Origin of the sequence: Candidatus Nitrospira nitrosa (assembly GCF_001458735.1) — a bacterium.
Taxonomy (GTDB): domain Bacteria; phylum Nitrospirota; class Nitrospiria; order Nitrospirales; family Nitrospiraceae; genus Nitrospira_D; species Nitrospira_D nitrosa.
This window is the reverse complement of record NZ_CZQA01000009.1, coordinates 22477-38640: the sequence shown is the minus strand read 5'-3', so window position 1 is coordinate 38640 and position 16164 is coordinate 22477. Positions and strand designations below refer to the sequence as shown.

The following is a 16164-nucleotide window of genomic DNA, read 5'->3' as shown; positions in this document are numbered from 1 at the left end:
ACGATACCTAGGCGGCTAACATTATGAAGATCCTATTCTGCTGCGAATTTTATGCGCCCAGCGTCGGGGGCATTCAAGAAGTCATGCGGCAGGTCGCCGAGCGACTCGTATGCCGCGGACACGACGTCACAGTCGCAACCTCATACCTTCCAACCCGCACATTCAAGGAACTCAATAGGGTACGGATCGTGGAGTTTGATGTGTCCGGTAACTTCGTAAAGGGAGTAGAGGGCGAGGTGGCACAGTACCGGCAGTTTGTCTCGACGGGTGACTTTGATGTCGTGCTGATCAACATGGCCCAACAGTGGACTCTTGATGCATTGATTCCTGTCCTGTCCGAGATCCCTTCTCGAAAAGTACTCATACCCTGTGGGTTTTCATGCTTCTACGAGCCATCCTATGCGGCCTATTTCTATCAGATGCCGAACATCTTGCGGCAATTTGACCATCTCATCTTTCACGCATCCGATTATCGAGACATCCGCTTCGCACAGAAGCATGGGATGAAACAGTTCTCCATCATTCCAAACGGGGCGAGTGAAACGGAGTTTGCTGTTGAGAAAGACCCTGCGTTTCGAATGCGGTTGGGTATCTCGGATCAGGAATGGCTATTCCTCACCGTGGGTGCCTTTACCGTGGACAAAGGACATATTGACTTACTGAAATCCTACTTGGACTGTAATTTCAATGGGCAAGCCTCCGTATTGCTGTTGAACGCCAATACCTACATTGCCGAAGCGAGCGATGGACATTCCAATGTACCACCGGTTTCATCAGAAATGGGTAAGCACCCGCAGAACAGGGCAACCTGTGATATGCGTTGGAACAGGACAACAGGAAGACAGCTCTTGTCCAAGACATACGGAACTCTTTCCCGCTTCATTACGGGCAATAAACCTGATCACGATCCGCTACCGTTTCAAGAAGAGATACAGTCGCTCGTGGAACGACTGAACCGGCCAGAAACTACCAAGCGGGTCATGATTATGGATATGCCTCGGACGGAGCTCGTGCAAGCGTACATGAATGCCGATCTCTTTGTCTTCGCCTCCCATATTGAGTACTCCCCTCTGGTGCTTTTTGAAGCAGCAGCAGCCGGCACCGCGTTTCTCTCTGCTCACGTAGGCAATGCTGAGGAAATCGCAGAGTGGACAGGAGCCGGCGTGATTGGCCCCTCCGTCATCGATAAGAAGGGGTATACCCGAATCGATTCCAAACAATTCACTGCGCGATGGGTTCAACTCATGCATGACGAAGAGGGCAGGCGTGAGCGTGGACGACATGGGAAACGGAATTGGGCTGCCCGATTCACATGGGAACGCATCACCCGACAGTATGAAACGGTGTTTCAACAGGTTTGTACTGCTCCAGCCGTCACAGCCGAAGCATTCAGAAGGTGTTAGGCGGGTTCACCTGTATGCGTATTTTATACGTCGCAATGAAATACGACTATGGCCGTCGTAACCAGGGACCGAGTTTTGAGCACTACAATTTTTATGACTGTCTGCTCCAGATGGGGCATGACATCGTATATTTCGATTTCATGACCTTGATGCAAGAACATGGACGGTCTTGGATGAATAACCGCTTGATGGAAGTGGCCAAGCTCGAGAAGCCGGACATGATGTTCACTGTACTTTTTACGGATGAGTTCGATGCGTCGGTTCTACGCAACGTAACCGAGGACGTCGGAATTACGTCCGTCAACTGGTTCTGCGACGATCATTGGAGATTCGAACGGTACTCCCGCCTGTGGGCGCCGTGTTTCCGTTGGGTTGTGACAACGGCAGAGAGCGCGCTCCCTAAGTATGCACAAATGGGTTATCACAATGTCATCAAGAGCCAGTGGGCTTGCAACACCTTCTTGTATCAAAGATTGAACCTTCCCCTGGAGTACGATGTGACGTTTATCGGACAACCCTATGGACAACGCCGCCAGGTGATTGAGCAGTTGAGACATGCGGGTATTCATGTCAGAACTTGGGGACAGGGATGGGACGAAGGAAGAGCCTCTCAGGATGAGATGATCAAGATTTTCAACACCAGCCGCATCAACCTTAATTTGACTGCTTCCTACGGTGCGAACTCTGATGACGAGCCAGAAGCCTCTTCACGCAAGAGACACCCTTTTGGGCGGCTATTCGAGCGCATCCCGCTCACGAGTGCTAGAAAGGGGTGTGCGACCGGGTGCGGGCAAAGTTCGACGACATCCGAACCTACAGTATCTGGACTAACAGGACACAGCACCGAACAGATCAAGGGGCGTAACTTTGAGGTCCCAGGCACCGGAGGGTTTCTCCTGACGCAGCATGCGGCACATCTCGAAGACTACTATGAACCCGGCAGGGAAGTCGTCAGCTTTCACTCCACCGAGGAGATGATCCAAAAGGTTCGCTACTACCTCACACATGACGCTGAGCGCACCGCCATTGCTGAGGCTGGATACCAGCGGACGCTGAGCAACCATACCTACCAACGGCGATTCAACGACATCTTCGCACAAATTGGCCTGGCTGAGCATACCGATCCAGCTGACGGCGACCAACCAGTGGTCGCTGGACAGACTCACGAGGTGAGATGAACAGAGGGGCACCGGAGGCCGCTGTCGATATTCGATAATGGGAACATAACATGCCGATGAAACAACGGTTGCGCCTGGCCTTCACGGATTTTTGGGAGGGATTTGATTGTAATCCTACGGGTAAATCGCATTTTGATAACGTGTTGTATCGAATACTGGCAGAACGCTTCGACATTGAAATCTCCGACAATCCCGAGTTCCTGATCTACAGCGTATTTGGATCTAATCATAAACGCTTTACCTGCGCCAAGGTGTTCTATACGGGCGAAAATGTCAGACCAAACTTTGGTGAATGTCAGTACGCGATCACTTTCGACTATCTTGACGATGATCGTCATCTACGCTTTCCGTTATCGGCAGTTACCTTGTACGAATGGGGTATCCTGGATGGCTTCGACAAACCCGTCGATTGCGAGCAGGTCAAGCGTGAGAAAACCAGATTCTGCAATTTTCTCTTTTCCAATCCGAACGCTCGCGAAAGAAATACATTATTTCACAAACTATCAAAGTATAAACGGGTAGATTCAGGAGGAAGAGCCCACAATAATCTGGGCTACTACGTCGACGACAAGATGCAGTTCTTAAGCCAGTATAAATTCACTATCGCCTTTGAGAATAGTGAATATCCAGGCTATACCACCGAGAAACTAGTCCATCCGAAGCTGGTCAACAGCATTCCCATCTATTGGGGCAACCCCGATGTTCATCGAGACTGGAATACAAGCGCGTTCATCAATGCCTATGAGTTCTCGAACGTCAAGCGGCTCATCGAGTACATTATGGAAGTCGATCGAAACGATGACTTGTACTTCGCCCTTTTGAAAGCACCACACTTCACGACCCCAAAGTCACACCACCTCGATCGACAGGCCCTAGTTAGATTCTTCGAACGGATCACACATTCATGACGGCCCATGAAGCGTAACGTGAATTCTGGACTGATGTCTGTCGCGACAAGACTGAATAGGATGCTCAAGCGATTTGACCTGGTCATTACACGGCACAGTCGCCTTGAAGCGTTGAAGCAACGGCTGAACGCAGCCGGCGACAGCGATATCGAGCTCCTGATCAATACTCCTCCCCAGCACATCGCTGATCTCATCAAATATCTCCCCCTCTCCAGAGCTCAGAACAGACAGGATATGTTCGTCCTATCACATCTCAACTTTAAACGAGATGGCTTTTTTATTGAGTTTGGCGCTACCAACGGCATCGATCATTCCAATACCTACATATTAGAGAAGAATTTTGGTTGGACCGGCATTTTGGCTGAACCAGCCCTCTGTTGGCACGGAGCCTTACAAAGAAACCGCCAAGTTGCCATTGACACACAGTGCGTCTGGAAAGAGTCCAACCAGACCGTGCCATTTTGTGAAACCGATGCCTCAGATCTCTCAACAATCGCTGTCTACCGAGGAGAGGATCTTCATACGAGCAAACGTGCCCATGGCATACGGTACGACGTACCGACCATTTCACTGCAAGATTTACTCATCAAACATCAGGCCCCACCGCTCATTGACTATCTGTCGATTGATACGGAGGGAAGTGAGTTTGCCATATTGGAGCACTTTGATTTTGAACGGCACCAGTTTCGTATCATCACATGCGAACACAACTTTACCCCGGCTCGAGACAAGATTTACACCTTACTTTCTCAGAATGGGTACAAAAGAACCCTTGAACGCGTTTCGAAACAGGATGACTGGTATGTATTAGACCCATGCCGGACTAAGGTTACCAATATCCCTGAGAAATAAGTCGGACACGACCATTGGAAACTACTCGCACCTGACAGGGTGCTGCCATAGAAATCAAAAGACAGGACTTAATAGGCCACCAGGTGTCCAATTCACCGAGAGTCAGTTGTGTCTTAGCGGTATGGAATGGGGAGGCCTATCTTCCCGAGTCTATTCGAAGTATCCAGGCACAGTCGTTCCACGACTGGGAGCTGATCGTCGTAGACGATGGGTCTACCGATCGCACGGATCAGATTCTCGATCAATTTCAACGAAAAGATACACGCATACGGGTCTATCACCAGTCGAAACAAGGCCTCGTTGCGTCATTGAATCAAGGCATCCTGGCGGCCAGAGGTGAGTATATCGCACGGATGGATGCCGACGATATCAGTATGCCGGATCGCTTTGCGACTCAACTAAACTATTTGGATCGTGATCACAACATTGGGGTCTGCGGATCATGGATCGAAACATTTGGCGTGGACTCCTCGGAAGTGGTGGAGTATCCCGTCGATGACGGCACCATTCGCTGCCAGTTATTGTTCTCCTCATCGTTGGCTCACCCCGCTACCATGTTTCGGCGAAACCTGATCATTCATCATCGGCTCTTCTACGATGAGCGTGCAGTTCATGCCGAAGACTACGATCTATGGGCGAGAGCGTCTCAACACACCCGTTTTGCCAATATACCGATAAGCTTGCTTCGGTATCGGATACATCCGCAGCAAGTTGGCCGACGTCATGAATTGACAACCCAAGAGTCCTCACAAGCGATCCGATTGAGTCAACTTCTTCGTCTAGGCATCAACCCTACACCTGAGGAAGCACAACTACATCACCAGATCAGTCGCTGGCAGCTTGAGTCGTCAACGACATTTCTCTCGGCGACTCGTGCATGGTTTGATAAGCTGAGAGACGCGAATAGACTGCATAAGGTCTACCCAGGCAATGAGTTTGTGACGGTCTTGGGTCGACGATGGAGCGAGATATGTTCGTTGGCGACTCAGGAAGGATTGCAAACAGCGATCGCCTTTTGGCGCGCTCCGCGCTTGGCGGCCTCCGGCTGGAGCCCGAGCCAACACGTGAAGTTTGTCGTGAAATGCCTCCTCCGAAAGGATCCCCATACGAAATTCATGAGGATGGGTCGTGGCGCAAACTGAATCGTTACTGATGAGTGTGGTGCTCTGCACCTACAATCGTTGCGATCTCATGTCGGCTGCACTAAACAGTCTCTGTGAGCAGACCCTCGCACCATCGCTCTATGAAATCATAGTGGTCGACAATAATTCGACTGACGGAACAAGGCAACACGTCGTCGAGATAGGCCGACAGTATCCGCATGTTCGGTATTGCTTTGAGCCACAACAAGGACTCTCGCATGGACGCAATACCGGCTTCCAATCGGCTCGGGGCCAGTACGTCGCTTATGTCGACGACGACTGTACCGTACCACGAGAATGGTTGAAGGTCGCTCAGGATGTCATCGCGCACGTTGCACCCGCGCTCTTCGGAGGACCGTACCAACCATTTTACGTTTCACTGAAACCGAAGTGGTATTTGGATCGGTATGGGACATATGATGACGGACCCGTCGCTCGCATCCTCGACCAAGACGAATATCTGTCCGGCACAAATCTTTTCATTCGACGCTCCCTCTTAGAACAACTCGGCGGATTTCATACTGGGGTGGGGATGGCAGGAACCCGACTAGGATATGGTGAAGAAACTGCGTTTCAGCGGCAAGTTCGCCACGAACGTCAGGATGAGATGATCTACTACGAGCCTCGCCTTACCGTCTTGCATCTTGTACGATCGGACAAAATGCAGCTGAGTTGGTGTGCCAAACAAATGTTTATATCCGGACGAGATTGGCAACGGGTCTTGTATGAGACGGCGACCGAGCGAGCCCATGCCATTCGTTCCTGTCTTTACGGCCTTCGCGCGTTGCTCGCATTGGTCAAAGACATGGCAATCGGAATCTTGGCCAGAGACCGCACCAGATATCCATTCATAGAAAACTATCTTTATGAAGTGGTCTTTGTTCACCTCCAAACACTTGGCAGCACATACGAACAGGTCACTCATCGCACTCACTAACCACATGCGCCTAACCTGACATGTGTGGAATAGCTGGAATAATCGCCGCAGAACCGCTGACACCAGACCACCTCTCCCGTGTCGTGGACATGAGTGCCGTCATGGTCCATCGAGGGCCTGACGGACAAGGCAGTTTCCATGATGGACCGGTCGCGTTGACCATGCACCGATTGAGTATCATCGATCTTCATGGAGGACAACAACCGCTTTTTAATGAGGACGACTCCCTGGCGCTGATCGTCAACGGAGAGATCTACAATCATGTTGAACTCCGCGATCAGCTCAGATCCAAAGGGCATCGCTTCCGATCTGGCAGTGACTGCGAAGTGATCGTACATCTCTACGAGCAATATGGCCTGGATTGCGTGAAGCACCTCAGAGGCATGTTCGCATTCGCCTTGTGGGACGCCCGTCTCCAACGGTTAATGTTGGCGCGTGATCGAATGGGGGAGAAGCCGCTCTATCTCCACATCGGACCACGCGAGATCTATTTTGCGTCCGAGCTCAAGGGACTCCTGGCCGCCGGCTGTGTCCCCTTTGCGCTGGATCCGACAGCGGTGAACCTTTACTTTCACTATGGGTATGTTCCTGAACCGATGACGCCGATACAAGCGGTGCACAAGTTGCCGGCAGCTCATATCCTGACAATCGATGCGCACAGTTGGGAACAGAAGCAGTGGTGCTACTGGCATATGGAGGATGTTCCTGCACGGACTGATAATCCTGTCGACGCCATCCGACATGAATTGGAGACGATTAGTTCACTCATCGTCCGTTCAGACGTTCCAATCGGAATTGCCTTGAGTGGCGGACTCGACTCGAGTGCCATTGCCGCGATGACCTCTCACCGATATCCCGGCGTGATGCAGGCATTCACCGTCGGCTATCGAGAAGAGAGCCCCTTCGACGAACGAAACGCCGCAAAGGCTCTTGCAAAACATCTCAACATGCCCGTTCACGAAGTCGAGCTGTGTGCCGATGATGTCGCACTATCCTTTCCTGAATTGACGTATTGGCTCGATGATCCGATCGCAGATATTTCCGCATTCGGCTACTACGCAGTCATGAAGGCGGCCAAAGCTCACGGAGTGTCGGTGATGCTTCAAGGACACGGAGGCGATGAACTGTTTTGGGGATACCCCTGGGTGCAGGAGGCGGTGACACAGACGACGCGAAAGTTGAGAGGACAGGCGTCAGGCTCCTTTAACTTCCATGACTACCTGACACTGAAGTCTCCTGACTATTGGTCGCTATGGGAGTTGAAGGAATGGCTACAATCTGGTGCGGGACTGCGCCCTGCATGGGAAGCCTATTTGCGCGACCGGTCCACTCCGAACGAACAGGTCGTGTTCTATGATCTCACACCAGATTTTCAACTGGCCCGCAAGGGAGTCGGCAACCTGTATACCCAGACGTTTCTTCACCAGTTGCAAGAGACAGCGGTGTACGATGTCTTTAGAATCCCGTTTCCTCGGCCCTCGATTGACATTGTCCTAACCCAGCTCATCTGCAAAACCTATTTGCAAGAGAATGGCATCGCCCAGGGAGACCGGCTCAGCATGGCCTCCTCTGTGGAGCTACGACTTCCATTCGTCGATTACCGACTAGTGGAAACCGTCATCGGATTGCGCAAGGCCTCATCCGATCACACGCTGCCCCCAAAGTCGTGGCTGCGTCAGGCCTTGAGCACCATGGTGCCCGAATGGGTATTGAACCGTCCAAAGAGAGGGTTTACGCCTCCCCTAAACGAATGGCACAAGGCAATCTTCACTGCTCACGGGGCGACACTTGACGACGGGTTCCTCGTCGATGCCGGTGTGCTGAAACCGTCGAGCGCACGAGAACTCTCCAACGGATTCTATCCGGCTGGAGCCGGAGCGCCGCTTTCGTTCAAAGCCCTCACGCTTGAACTCTGGAGCAGGAAGCTTGCCGCGGTGACAACACAATCACAGCGGTCTGGCCCACGCACGCAGCTTGAACAAGGGAAGGCTGCCTAGGTTTCCAGGATTTCACCTTGTGAAAAGCGTACGGTCTTGAGTCAAGAGGACATCGCGCTATGACCCCTGCGCCGATTGCGCTGTTTGCCTACAATCGACCAACACATCTAGCTCGTACGCTCGACGCATTACGAGATAATCCGTTGGCTCACAAGAGCCGGCTCTATGTCTATAGCGACGGTCCGAAGACTCCGCGTGACGAAACCGTTGTCACCCAGGTCCGACAAGTGATCAAGAAAGTCGACGGGTTTGCAGCGGTCACCATTCATGAACAGACAGACAATATCGGGTTGGCACGTTCGATCATTGCCGGTGTCAGCGAGTTATCCGCGCGGTACGGATCCGTCATCGTTCTGGAAGATGATCTCGTTGTGGCACCGGGATTTCTGACCTTTATGAATCAGGCGCTTAAGCACTATGAACATGCTTCACGAGTCATGACGGTATCAGGGTATCTCTTCCCCGTTGAACATCCTGAGCACCTTACCTCAACATTCTTTTTTCCTGTTCCGGCCAGTTGGGGATGGGGCACCTGGCATCGAGCATGGAAACAGTTCGAGCCTCACGCGGTTCAACTACTGGCTGGGTTGAGCACGAAAGCAGAGCAGGACCGCTTCGATGTGGATGGCGCCTATCCCTATTTCACACAGCTGAAGCTCCAGGCTGCTGGAAAACTGGACGTGTGGGGAGTTCGCTGGTATGCCAGCATGTTTGCGGCACAGGGACTCTGCCTCTACCCAGGGCAATCACTGGTGCAGAATATTGGGATGGATGGAAGCGGTATGCATTGCAACACATCATCACAGTTTGATGTACGGCTGAGCAAATCTTCGGCCTGGCACTTTTCGGAGCGCATCGAGGAATCGCCTATGGCGCGGGATGAAATTCGCTCGTTTTTTATCAGGTTAGGTGCTCAGAGGCAAAAGAGCAGGATAGCTGAATTGGCTTCGCGACTCCGCATGATGGCGGGTAGAATGAAGCAGACAGTCTCTTCTGCCATCAGGCAGGAGAAATAGTGGGAGCAATTGTCGCCCATGCCAACGCATCGTTGGTTACAACAGGAATTCACCTACGGCTACAACAGTGGCAACGTGCTGTCGTGGATACCAGGAAGAGTCAGATTTTCAGAAGAACGGAGAAGCGGGGGATCGTATAGACAAGTCTTCAACAAGGCATTACGACCTTATCTCAATCCGGGCTCACGGGTATTCGAATTGGGACCGGGCAGGGGGTCATGGTCACGCGCGATTCTCAGGTTTATTCCTCATGGTGAACTGCACACCGTCGACTTCCAGGATGTCACCCCGTGGTTGAGCCCTGAAGACTATACCGGGCAACTCACCTGTCACCACGTCCAAGACAACAGTTTTAGAGAACTACCCGACGAGTACTTTGACATCTTCTGGTCATTCGGAGTGCTCTGTCATAATGAATCCGCTTCAATTCTAGACATTCTTCGTTCCGCTCGACGCACCATGAAGCGGGGTGCGGTCTCAATCCATCAATATGGTGATTGGATCAAATTGGAGCGCTTCGGCTGGAGTCGTGGGGGCGTTCCACTGGCGTTCAAGTCACAGAGCGACCGGGATATTTGGTGGCCACGCAATGATCAACAGGCCATGACGAAGCTCGCGACGGAAGCCGGTTGGGACGTGCTTTGCGCCGACCTAGGCCTCCTTCAGCGAGATTCCCTCATCGTTCTGCGTAACCCATAGTCACTGTCTTCGCTCACCGACGAGGTCACCGTGTTGGGTAAACTGGTTGCCCCTCTGCATGCTCTAGTAGAGCAGTGGAATGCGAACCGCCGACACAGCGCGGGCCACGAAACCTGTCCTGCACTTCAATACAGGCAGCAGGGCGACGACGAAACGGTTCAATTCGTCCAGCCCTATACCATGACGTCTCCGGAGCGGATTCGTGCGCTCTGTTCAGCCGTCAGATACATTGAACAGACAGGGCTCGAAGGGGCCGTAGTTGAATGCGGCGTCTGGCGCGGGGGAAGTATGATGGCGGTTGCACGAACGCTCATGAACTCCGGAGGACTCGCACGGGAGCTGTACCTCTTCGACACCTTCGAGGGAATGACCGAACCAGGACCTCTCGACATCTCCTTGAAGGGAGATATCGCAGAAACACTGCTGAAGCAATCGGCTCGAACCGAAGAGGACATGGTGTGGTGCTATGCACCAATGGGGCGAGTTGTTGAGTCCCTCGCCCTGACGAAATACCCTGAATCACATATCCATTGTGTTCCTGGACCGGTTGAACAGACCTTGACTGTCTCTCCCCCTCAACACATCGCGCTCTTGCGGCTAGACACAGACTGGTATGCATCGACCAAACATGAATTGGACGTCCTCTTTCCAAAACTCTGTCCAGGCGGAGTGTTGATTATCGACGATTATGGTCACTGGAAGGGTGCCCGCCGAGCCGTTGACGAATATCTACATGAACACCAGATCAAGATGCCCCTCCACGCAATCGACTATACGGGTCGAATCGGAGTGAAGCCATTGTGAATGAGAATGGATCAGGCTCAAGACTTCCCATGTTGGTCAATCTCGGCTGCGGTTCGGTCTGGCATCCAGCGTGGGTCAACCTGGACGTGCGTCCTGTGGGTCCGGAGGTCCAATCGTGGGATGTGGAGAACGGGCTTCCGTTCGAGGACGGGTCCGTTGACGGATGCTATGCCTCGCATCTTCTGGAACATCTTCCTATAGAGGGTGCTCGAAGATTGTTGCGGGAGTGTCTTCGCGTGCTTCGCTCAGGTGGGATCGTTCGATTGGCCGTCCCAGACCTTGAGGCCATCGCAAGAGAATACCTCCGTGTGCTGGCCCACGCACGGACGGGAGATCCGGCTGCAGTGAAACAGTATGAATGGATCACGCTTGAGTTACTGGACCAACTGGTACGTGTGGAGTCCGGCGGTGAGATGGGACGATACCTCCGGAGCCTGGCCTCACAGAACGTCGATTATGTCGCATCGCGAATCGGATGCGAAGCTGCTCCCTATTTCAAGCAGGATGGCAAGAACCTCGGTTCTTCAAGTCAGGCACATCGCAATTCATCGAATAACTCAACCGGCCAACGGTTTCAGCATACATTCACGGCGCTCCAAGAACGGCTCGTGACAGGAGTCTGCAGCCTCCTGGTCGGGCGACGTGGGCGCTCGGCAGTCCAGGAAGGGTTGTTTCGGGCATCCGGTGAATGTCATCGATGGATGTACGACCAGTTCTCACTGAAGCAATTACTCGAACAGTGTGGGTTTTGCGACATCCGACGCTGCACGGCTTTTGACAGTCGCATGGTCACATTTGATTCCTACAACTTGGATGTGGTGAGCGGGGATGTGCGAAAACCTGATTCACTGTTTATGGAAGCGGTCCGACCATAATCAGCCGGAGCGATTGATGGCGAGCATGTTCCTCTCAGCTTGGAGCGGATGAATCATGAAGCGATTCCTTCAGCGGCTCTTTCGACGATTTGGATTGGAAATTCACCGCCGTGAGGGTAGGGCTCGGACCCATCTTGGGCCGGATCGAGATTCCCTCGAAGGTGTGCTGCGACAAATTCGCGAAGCAGGATTCGCTCCAGCCACGGTCATTGACGTCGGAGCTGCCATGGGGATGTTTAGCCGTACCTGCCATGCGATATTCCCACAGGCCAACTATCTCCTCATTGAACCGCTTGAGGAATTCGTGCCGTCGCTGAGGAAGGTCTCAAGAGACATTCCTGGAACACGATTTAAACTCGCGGCTGCCACAGCCAGTGGAGATTCAACAACGCTCAACGTGCACGCTGACCTTCTCGGATCTTCCCTGTATCGCGAAACCGAGGAGGGGTCAGATGTCAACGGCGCACCACGACAGGTGCAGACGATCAAGCTTGATCAATGGGTAGAAGAGCAGGGTGGGATGCCACCCTATCTCATGAAAATCGATGTGCAGGGAGCTGAGCTCGATGTACTCGAAGGTGGACAAGCGATCCTAGCCGATACGGATGTCGCGATTCTGGAAGTTTCTCTGTTCAGGTTTTTTCAACGTGGGCCTGTCTTCCAGGAAGTTCTGGAGTATATGAAGGCCAAAGGATTTGCTCCTTATGACTTCCTTGGCCTTCAATACCGCCCCATTGATGATGCGCTGTCACAGGTTGATGTGGTGTTCGTGAAAGAGGATGGGCCACTCCGGACAATCCACTCCTATGCCACTCCTGATCAACGGAAGCGACAGAATCAGCGATTCCGTTCTTCCGTCTTAAGCGGAGTGTCGAATGAGCTCGCGTGCACACATCGCCCTTGAAAATATCGATCGTCACGCCATCCTTTAATCAAGTCTCGTTTCTTCACGAAACGATCGACTCTGTGTTGTCACAGCGAGACCCCAACTGTGAGTATGTCATTATCGACGGGGGGTCGACCGACGGCAGTGTTGATCTGATCAAACAGCATGCCGGACGATTGAGGTATTGGATCAGTGAGCCTGATCAAGGGCCCTATGATGCAATCAATAAAGGCTTTTCCCATACGACGGGAGACATTATGGCCTGGATCAATAGCGACGATAAATATACCCCATGGGCCTTTTCCGTCGTACGGGACATCTTCACACAGTTTCCTGAAATCCAGTGGCTCAGTACGGTACAGGCACTCGGATGGAATGCAAAAGGGCAGGCCACATCCATCAATTTCGGCGGAGGATTCAATCGGACCTCCTTCTTGAAAGGAGGCAATCTCCCGACAAAAGGATCATTTCAACGGCGTTTTATTCAACAGGAATCAACATTCTGGCGACGATCACTATGGGAACAGGCCGGTGGGCGATTGGACACCACCTTTCACCTGGCTGCCGACTTTGAACTATGGGCCAGATTTTACCAGCATAGTGAACTCTATGGAGTCATGGTCCCATTGGGTGGCTTTCGGTCTCATGGGAATCAGCGATCGGTCTTGCATGCACAAGAATACCTCGCCGAAGCTGAAATGATTTTAAAGCAGAATGGGGGTAGCCCCTGTCCCTGTCCTGAGGCGGTTCTGCGAGGAGTACTGTGGAAAACCTGCCGGTACCTGTCGCTGAAGCCAATACCGGAATGGGTTCGGATGGTGGCGCAATGGTCAGGACTGACCTTCCCTAGCAAAGTGATCGTCTGGGGCGGCACAGAATGGAGAATGATTTCTGGATTCGTGGTCTAGCCATGTAATCTAGGCGAATGCGGATACTCCAGGTCAGCACGTACGATCAGGGAGGTGGTGCCGAATCCATTGCCCGACGGCTCTTTGAGCACTATCGGCGCCGAGGACATGACTCCACCTTGATCGTCGGTGAAAAGGTGGGCAATGATCCTCAGGTCATTTCTCTCTCCGGGGCCGAAGCCCATCTTGCAGACGGTGCCTCTCTTGCCCATTTCAGTCGATGGCTTGCAGCGTATGAAGGACGTCTTCGTGGCGTCTGGAGAATGCGTCGGTGGCTTGAAGCGTATGTGGCACACCCAGGTAACTGGTGGGAGACCTGTGCAGGGAGAGACCACTTCACCTTTCCTGAAACTTGGAAACTCCTCAGTCGTTTGCCCGACCGCCCGGACATCCTTCATTGCCATAACCTGCACGGCGGGTGGCTCTCACGTGGCGGTTACTTTGATTTGAGAGCGTTGCCCGAACTCAGCCGGAACATTCCAACCATCATGACCTTACATGATACCTGGATGCTGAGCGGACATTGTGCATATACCCTTGGATGTGACCGCTGGAAAACAGGGTGCGGGCAGTGCCCTGATCTTTCAATCTACCCGGCAATCTCACGAGATAACACGGCCGATAACTGGCGGCGCAAGCGAGATATCTATGCGGCCAGCCGGTTCTACGTTGCGACCCCCTCACGATGGCTGTTGCGTCAAGTGGAACAATCCATCGTGGCACCCGCAATCGTTCAGGGCCGCGTCATTCCGAACGGAGTTGACCTTACTCATTTTCGTCCCGGTTCCAAACAGGCAGCACGGGCGTCACGTGGCCTCTCACAAGAGGCAGCGATCCTGCTCTTTGTCGCCAATAAGGCCAGAAGCAATATCTTCAAAGATTATCGAACGGTAGAACGCTGTGCCGTCGCAACCGCGGCCGCCTATCACCAGCGCAGGGTGATCTTGCTGGTCCTAGGGGAGGAAGGGGAGCCGGTTATCTTCGAAAACGGCGAGATCCGATTTATTGAGTTTGAGAAAGATGTGAACACGCTGGCTCAGTATTACCAAGCAGCAGATGTCTATGTACATGCGGCCAAGTCCGATACGTTTCCCAACACCGTACTTGAAGCACTGGCCTGCGGCCTTCCGGTTGTCGCCACCGCAGTCGATGGCATTCCTGAACAGATAGATGAGAATCGTTCCGGATTCTTAGTTCAGGCCGGAGAGTCTGACGCCATGGCCAATCGCGTGATTCATCTGCTTACGAGCGAACAGATACGAACCTCCATGGGGACAGCCGCTGCAGAAATCGCATCACGCTCGTTCGGTATTCAAAGGCAGGTGCAAGCGTATTTGGATTGGTATGGCCAGATTCTCTCCTCCTCACAACTAGCCGGCAAAACCGCTCATGCCTGCTAAGGTCATGTTATTGGCAATTGGCCTTGGAGTTGGAGGGACGGAGACCCATATTCTGGAGTTGGCCTCCCGACTGGATCGCTCACGATTTACGGTCACGGTCTGCACCTTCAAACCTGGCGGGATCATGGCGCAGGAACTCCAAAAGAGAGGAGTCCGGGTTCTATCCTTGGACGGTGCCGGGAAACTCGATGCCCGCGTCATCTTAAGATTGTTCAAGCTTCTTCGAGTCGAACAACCGGATGTCGTACAGGCATTTCTCTTCTGGGCGAATGCCGCTGCCCGTGCGTGCGGGCGAATTTTGCGGGCATTTCCAGTTATTTCGTCATATCATGATGAAATCGTCAGTGAAGGATGGTGGGTACGCTTGGTGGATCGACTCACGCTCAATTGGACTGACCGCATCGTCTGCTGCTCTGGCGCAGTCAGTCGATCGGTCGTCTCTCGGATTGGTGGACAAATCGAACACTGTGACATTATCCCCTTCGGCGTGAACACCGATCAGTTTGAGCCTACCGCAGCGGCGACAAGGCGCGAACTCGGGCTTCGAGATGACGGAGCAGTGATCGGAACAGTCTGCCGTCTCGTCGAACCCAAAAAGGGGCTCAGAAGCCTCCTACAAGCAATGGCCGAGTTGGCCAGACGGTATGGGCAACCTCCCTGTCAATTATTGATAGTCGGAGACGGGCCATCACGTCACGAATTAGAAGTGCTGCGTGAACAATTGGGGCTGTGCTCCTGGGTCGTGTTTACAGGGTCCAGACGGGATATCCCTCGCGTGCTGCACGCGTTGGACGCCTTCGTGCTTCCATCGTTGTACGAAGGGTTCGGCATTGCGATTCTCGAAGCGATGGCAGCGGGAAAGCCGGTGATTGCAACCGCCGTAGGAGGAATCCCCGAATTTGTCCTGCCAGACGAAACTGGGCTGTTAGTCGAGCCTGGAAATGTTGACGCGTTGGCTGACGCGATCGATCGGCTCTTGCGTGACCCACAGCTGGCTCACACCATGGGGACCAAGGGGAAGATGAGAGCACGAGAGAGCTATCACATCTCGAAGGTCGTACGACAACATGAGGAGGTCTATGCAGCGTGCCTTGCTCAAACTTCGTGTGGCAGCGTGTGATCTCTCAGACTTATTGGCTCATGTCTAGCAGAACGCCAT

Annotated in this window: 15 protein-coding genes; all 15 read left to right on the top strand. The window is 52.9% G+C overall.

Features of this window, described 5'->3' with window-relative positions:
• The first annotated feature begins 23 nt into the window (after positions 1-23).
• A complete protein-coding gene (locus tag COMA1_RS12365) occupies positions 24-1403 on the top strand; it encodes a glycosyltransferase family 4 protein (RefSeq protein ID WP_090748965.1) in 1380 nt (459 codons plus the stop codon).
• Positions 1404-1417: 14 nt separating this feature from the next.
• The gene (locus COMA1_RS12360) at positions 1418-2581 is read left to right on the top strand and encodes a CgeB family protein (protein WP_090748963.1); all 1164 of its coding nucleotides are present in this window, start codon (positions 1418-1420) and stop codon (positions 2579-2581) included.
• Positions 2582-2631: 50 nt separating this feature from the next.
• Positions 2632-3489, top strand: coding sequence for a glycosyltransferase family 10 domain-containing protein (locus COMA1_RS12355; RefSeq protein WP_090748961.1), 858 nt, complete (start codon positions 2632-2634; stop codon positions 3487-3489).
• Between the two features lie 6 nt (positions 3490-3495).
• A complete protein-coding gene (locus tag COMA1_RS12350; RefSeq protein WP_218055374.1) occupies positions 3496-4341 on the top strand; it encodes an FkbM family methyltransferase in 846 nt (281 codons plus the stop codon).
• A gap of 83 nt (positions 4342-4424) precedes the next feature.
• Complete coding sequence (locus tag COMA1_RS12345; protein WP_176698016.1) at positions 4425-5483, top strand: glycosyltransferase family 2 protein; 1059 nt, start codon at positions 4425-4427, stop codon at positions 5481-5483.
• Positions 5470-6420 (top strand): glycosyltransferase family 2 protein, encoded by a 951-nt coding sequence (locus COMA1_RS12340; RefSeq protein WP_090748954.1) that lies wholly within the window; start codon positions 5470-5472, stop codon positions 6418-6420. Before COMA1_RS12345 ends, COMA1_RS12340 begins: the two co-directional genes overlap by 14 nt.
• Before the next feature lie 20 nt (positions 6421-6440).
• A complete protein-coding gene (gene asnB, locus COMA1_RS12335; RefSeq protein WP_090748952.1) occupies positions 6441-8417 on the top strand; it encodes an asparagine synthase (glutamine-hydrolyzing) in 1977 nt (658 codons plus the stop codon).
• A 59-nt stretch (positions 8418-8476) separates the two neighbouring features.
• The gene (locus COMA1_RS12330) at positions 8477-9433 is read left to right on the top strand and encodes a glycosyltransferase (protein ID WP_090748950.1); all 957 of its coding nucleotides are present in this window, start codon (positions 8477-8479) and stop codon (positions 9431-9433) included.
• A gap of 18 nt (positions 9434-9451) precedes the next feature.
• The gene (locus COMA1_RS12325) at positions 9452-10132 is read left to right on the top strand and encodes a class I SAM-dependent methyltransferase (RefSeq protein WP_090748948.1); all 681 of its coding nucleotides are present in this window, start codon (positions 9452-9454) and stop codon (positions 10130-10132) included.
• A 30-nt stretch (positions 10133-10162) separates the two neighbouring features.
• On the top strand, positions 10163-10936 hold the full coding sequence (locus COMA1_RS12320) for a TylF/MycF/NovP-related O-methyltransferase (protein WP_218055373.1): 774 nt from the start codon (positions 10163-10165) through the stop codon (positions 10934-10936).
• 29 nt (positions 10937-10965) lie between these two features.
• Positions 10966-11811, top strand: a complete 846-nt coding sequence (locus tag COMA1_RS12315; RefSeq protein ID WP_090748947.1) for a class I SAM-dependent methyltransferase — start codon at positions 10966-10968, stop codon at positions 11809-11811.
• Positions 11812-11866: 55 nt separating this feature from the next.
• Positions 11867-12715: an FkbM family methyltransferase gene (locus tag COMA1_RS12310; protein WP_090748945.1), complete on the top strand. Its 849-nt coding sequence runs from the start codon at positions 11867-11869 to the stop codon at positions 12713-12715.
• Positions 12697-13605 carry a glycosyltransferase family 2 protein gene (locus COMA1_RS12305; RefSeq protein ID WP_090748943.1) on the top strand — a complete coding sequence of 303 codons (909 nt, stop codon included), beginning with the start codon at positions 12697-12699 and terminating at the stop codon, positions 13603-13605. The genes COMA1_RS12310 and COMA1_RS12305 overlap by 19 nt, the downstream gene beginning before the upstream one ends.
• A 17-nt stretch (positions 13606-13622) precedes the next feature.
• Entirely contained in the window at positions 13623-15005 is a 1383-nt protein-coding gene (locus COMA1_RS12300) for a glycosyltransferase (RefSeq protein WP_090748941.1), read from the top strand.
• Positions 14995-16125: a glycosyltransferase gene (locus tag COMA1_RS12295; RefSeq protein WP_090748939.1), complete on the top strand. Its 1131-nt coding sequence runs from the start codon at positions 14995-14997 to the stop codon at positions 16123-16125. The genes COMA1_RS12300 and COMA1_RS12295 overlap by 11 nt, the downstream gene beginning before the upstream one ends.
• The last annotated feature ends 39 nt before the right edge of the window (positions 16126-16164 follow it).

Bases quoted from the DNA above. Each gene is read 5' to 3' on its own strand.
- COMA1_RS12365 (WP_090748965.1), top strand. From the start codon at position 24: ATGAAGATCCTATTCTGCTGCGAATTTTATGCGCCCAGCGTCGGGGGC.
- COMA1_RS12360 (WP_090748963.1), top strand. From the start codon at position 1,418: ATGCGTATTTTATACGTCGCAATGAAATACGACTATGGCCGTCGTAAC.
- COMA1_RS12355 (WP_090748961.1), top strand. From the start codon at position 2,632: ATGCCGATGAAACAACGGTTGCGCCTGGCCTTCACGGATTTTTGGGAG.
- COMA1_RS12350 (WP_218055374.1), top strand. From the start codon at position 3,496: ATGAAGCGTAACGTGAATTCTGGACTGATGTCTGTCGCGACAAGACTG.
- asnB (WP_090748952.1), top strand. From the start codon at position 6,441: ATGTGTGGAATAGCTGGAATAATCGCCGCAGAACCGCTGACACCAGAC.
- COMA1_RS12330 (WP_090748950.1), top strand. From the start codon at position 8,477: ATGACCCCTGCGCCGATTGCGCTGTTTGCCTACAATCGACCAACACAT.
- COMA1_RS12325 (WP_090748948.1), top strand. From the start codon at position 9,452: ATGCCAACGCATCGTTGGTTACAACAGGAATTCACCTACGGCTACAAC.
- COMA1_RS12315 (WP_090748947.1), top strand. From the start codon at position 10,966: ATGTTGGTCAATCTCGGCTGCGGTTCGGTCTGGCATCCAGCGTGGGTC.
- COMA1_RS12310 (WP_090748945.1), top strand. From the start codon at position 11,867: ATGAAGCGATTCCTTCAGCGGCTCTTTCGACGATTTGGATTGGAAATT.
- COMA1_RS12300 (WP_090748941.1), top strand. From the start codon at position 13,623: ATGCGGATACTCCAGGTCAGCACGTACGATCAGGGAGGTGGTGCCGAA.
- COMA1_RS12295 (WP_090748939.1), top strand. From the start codon at position 14,995: ATGCCTGCTAAGGTCATGTTATTGGCAATTGGCCTTGGAGTTGGAGGG.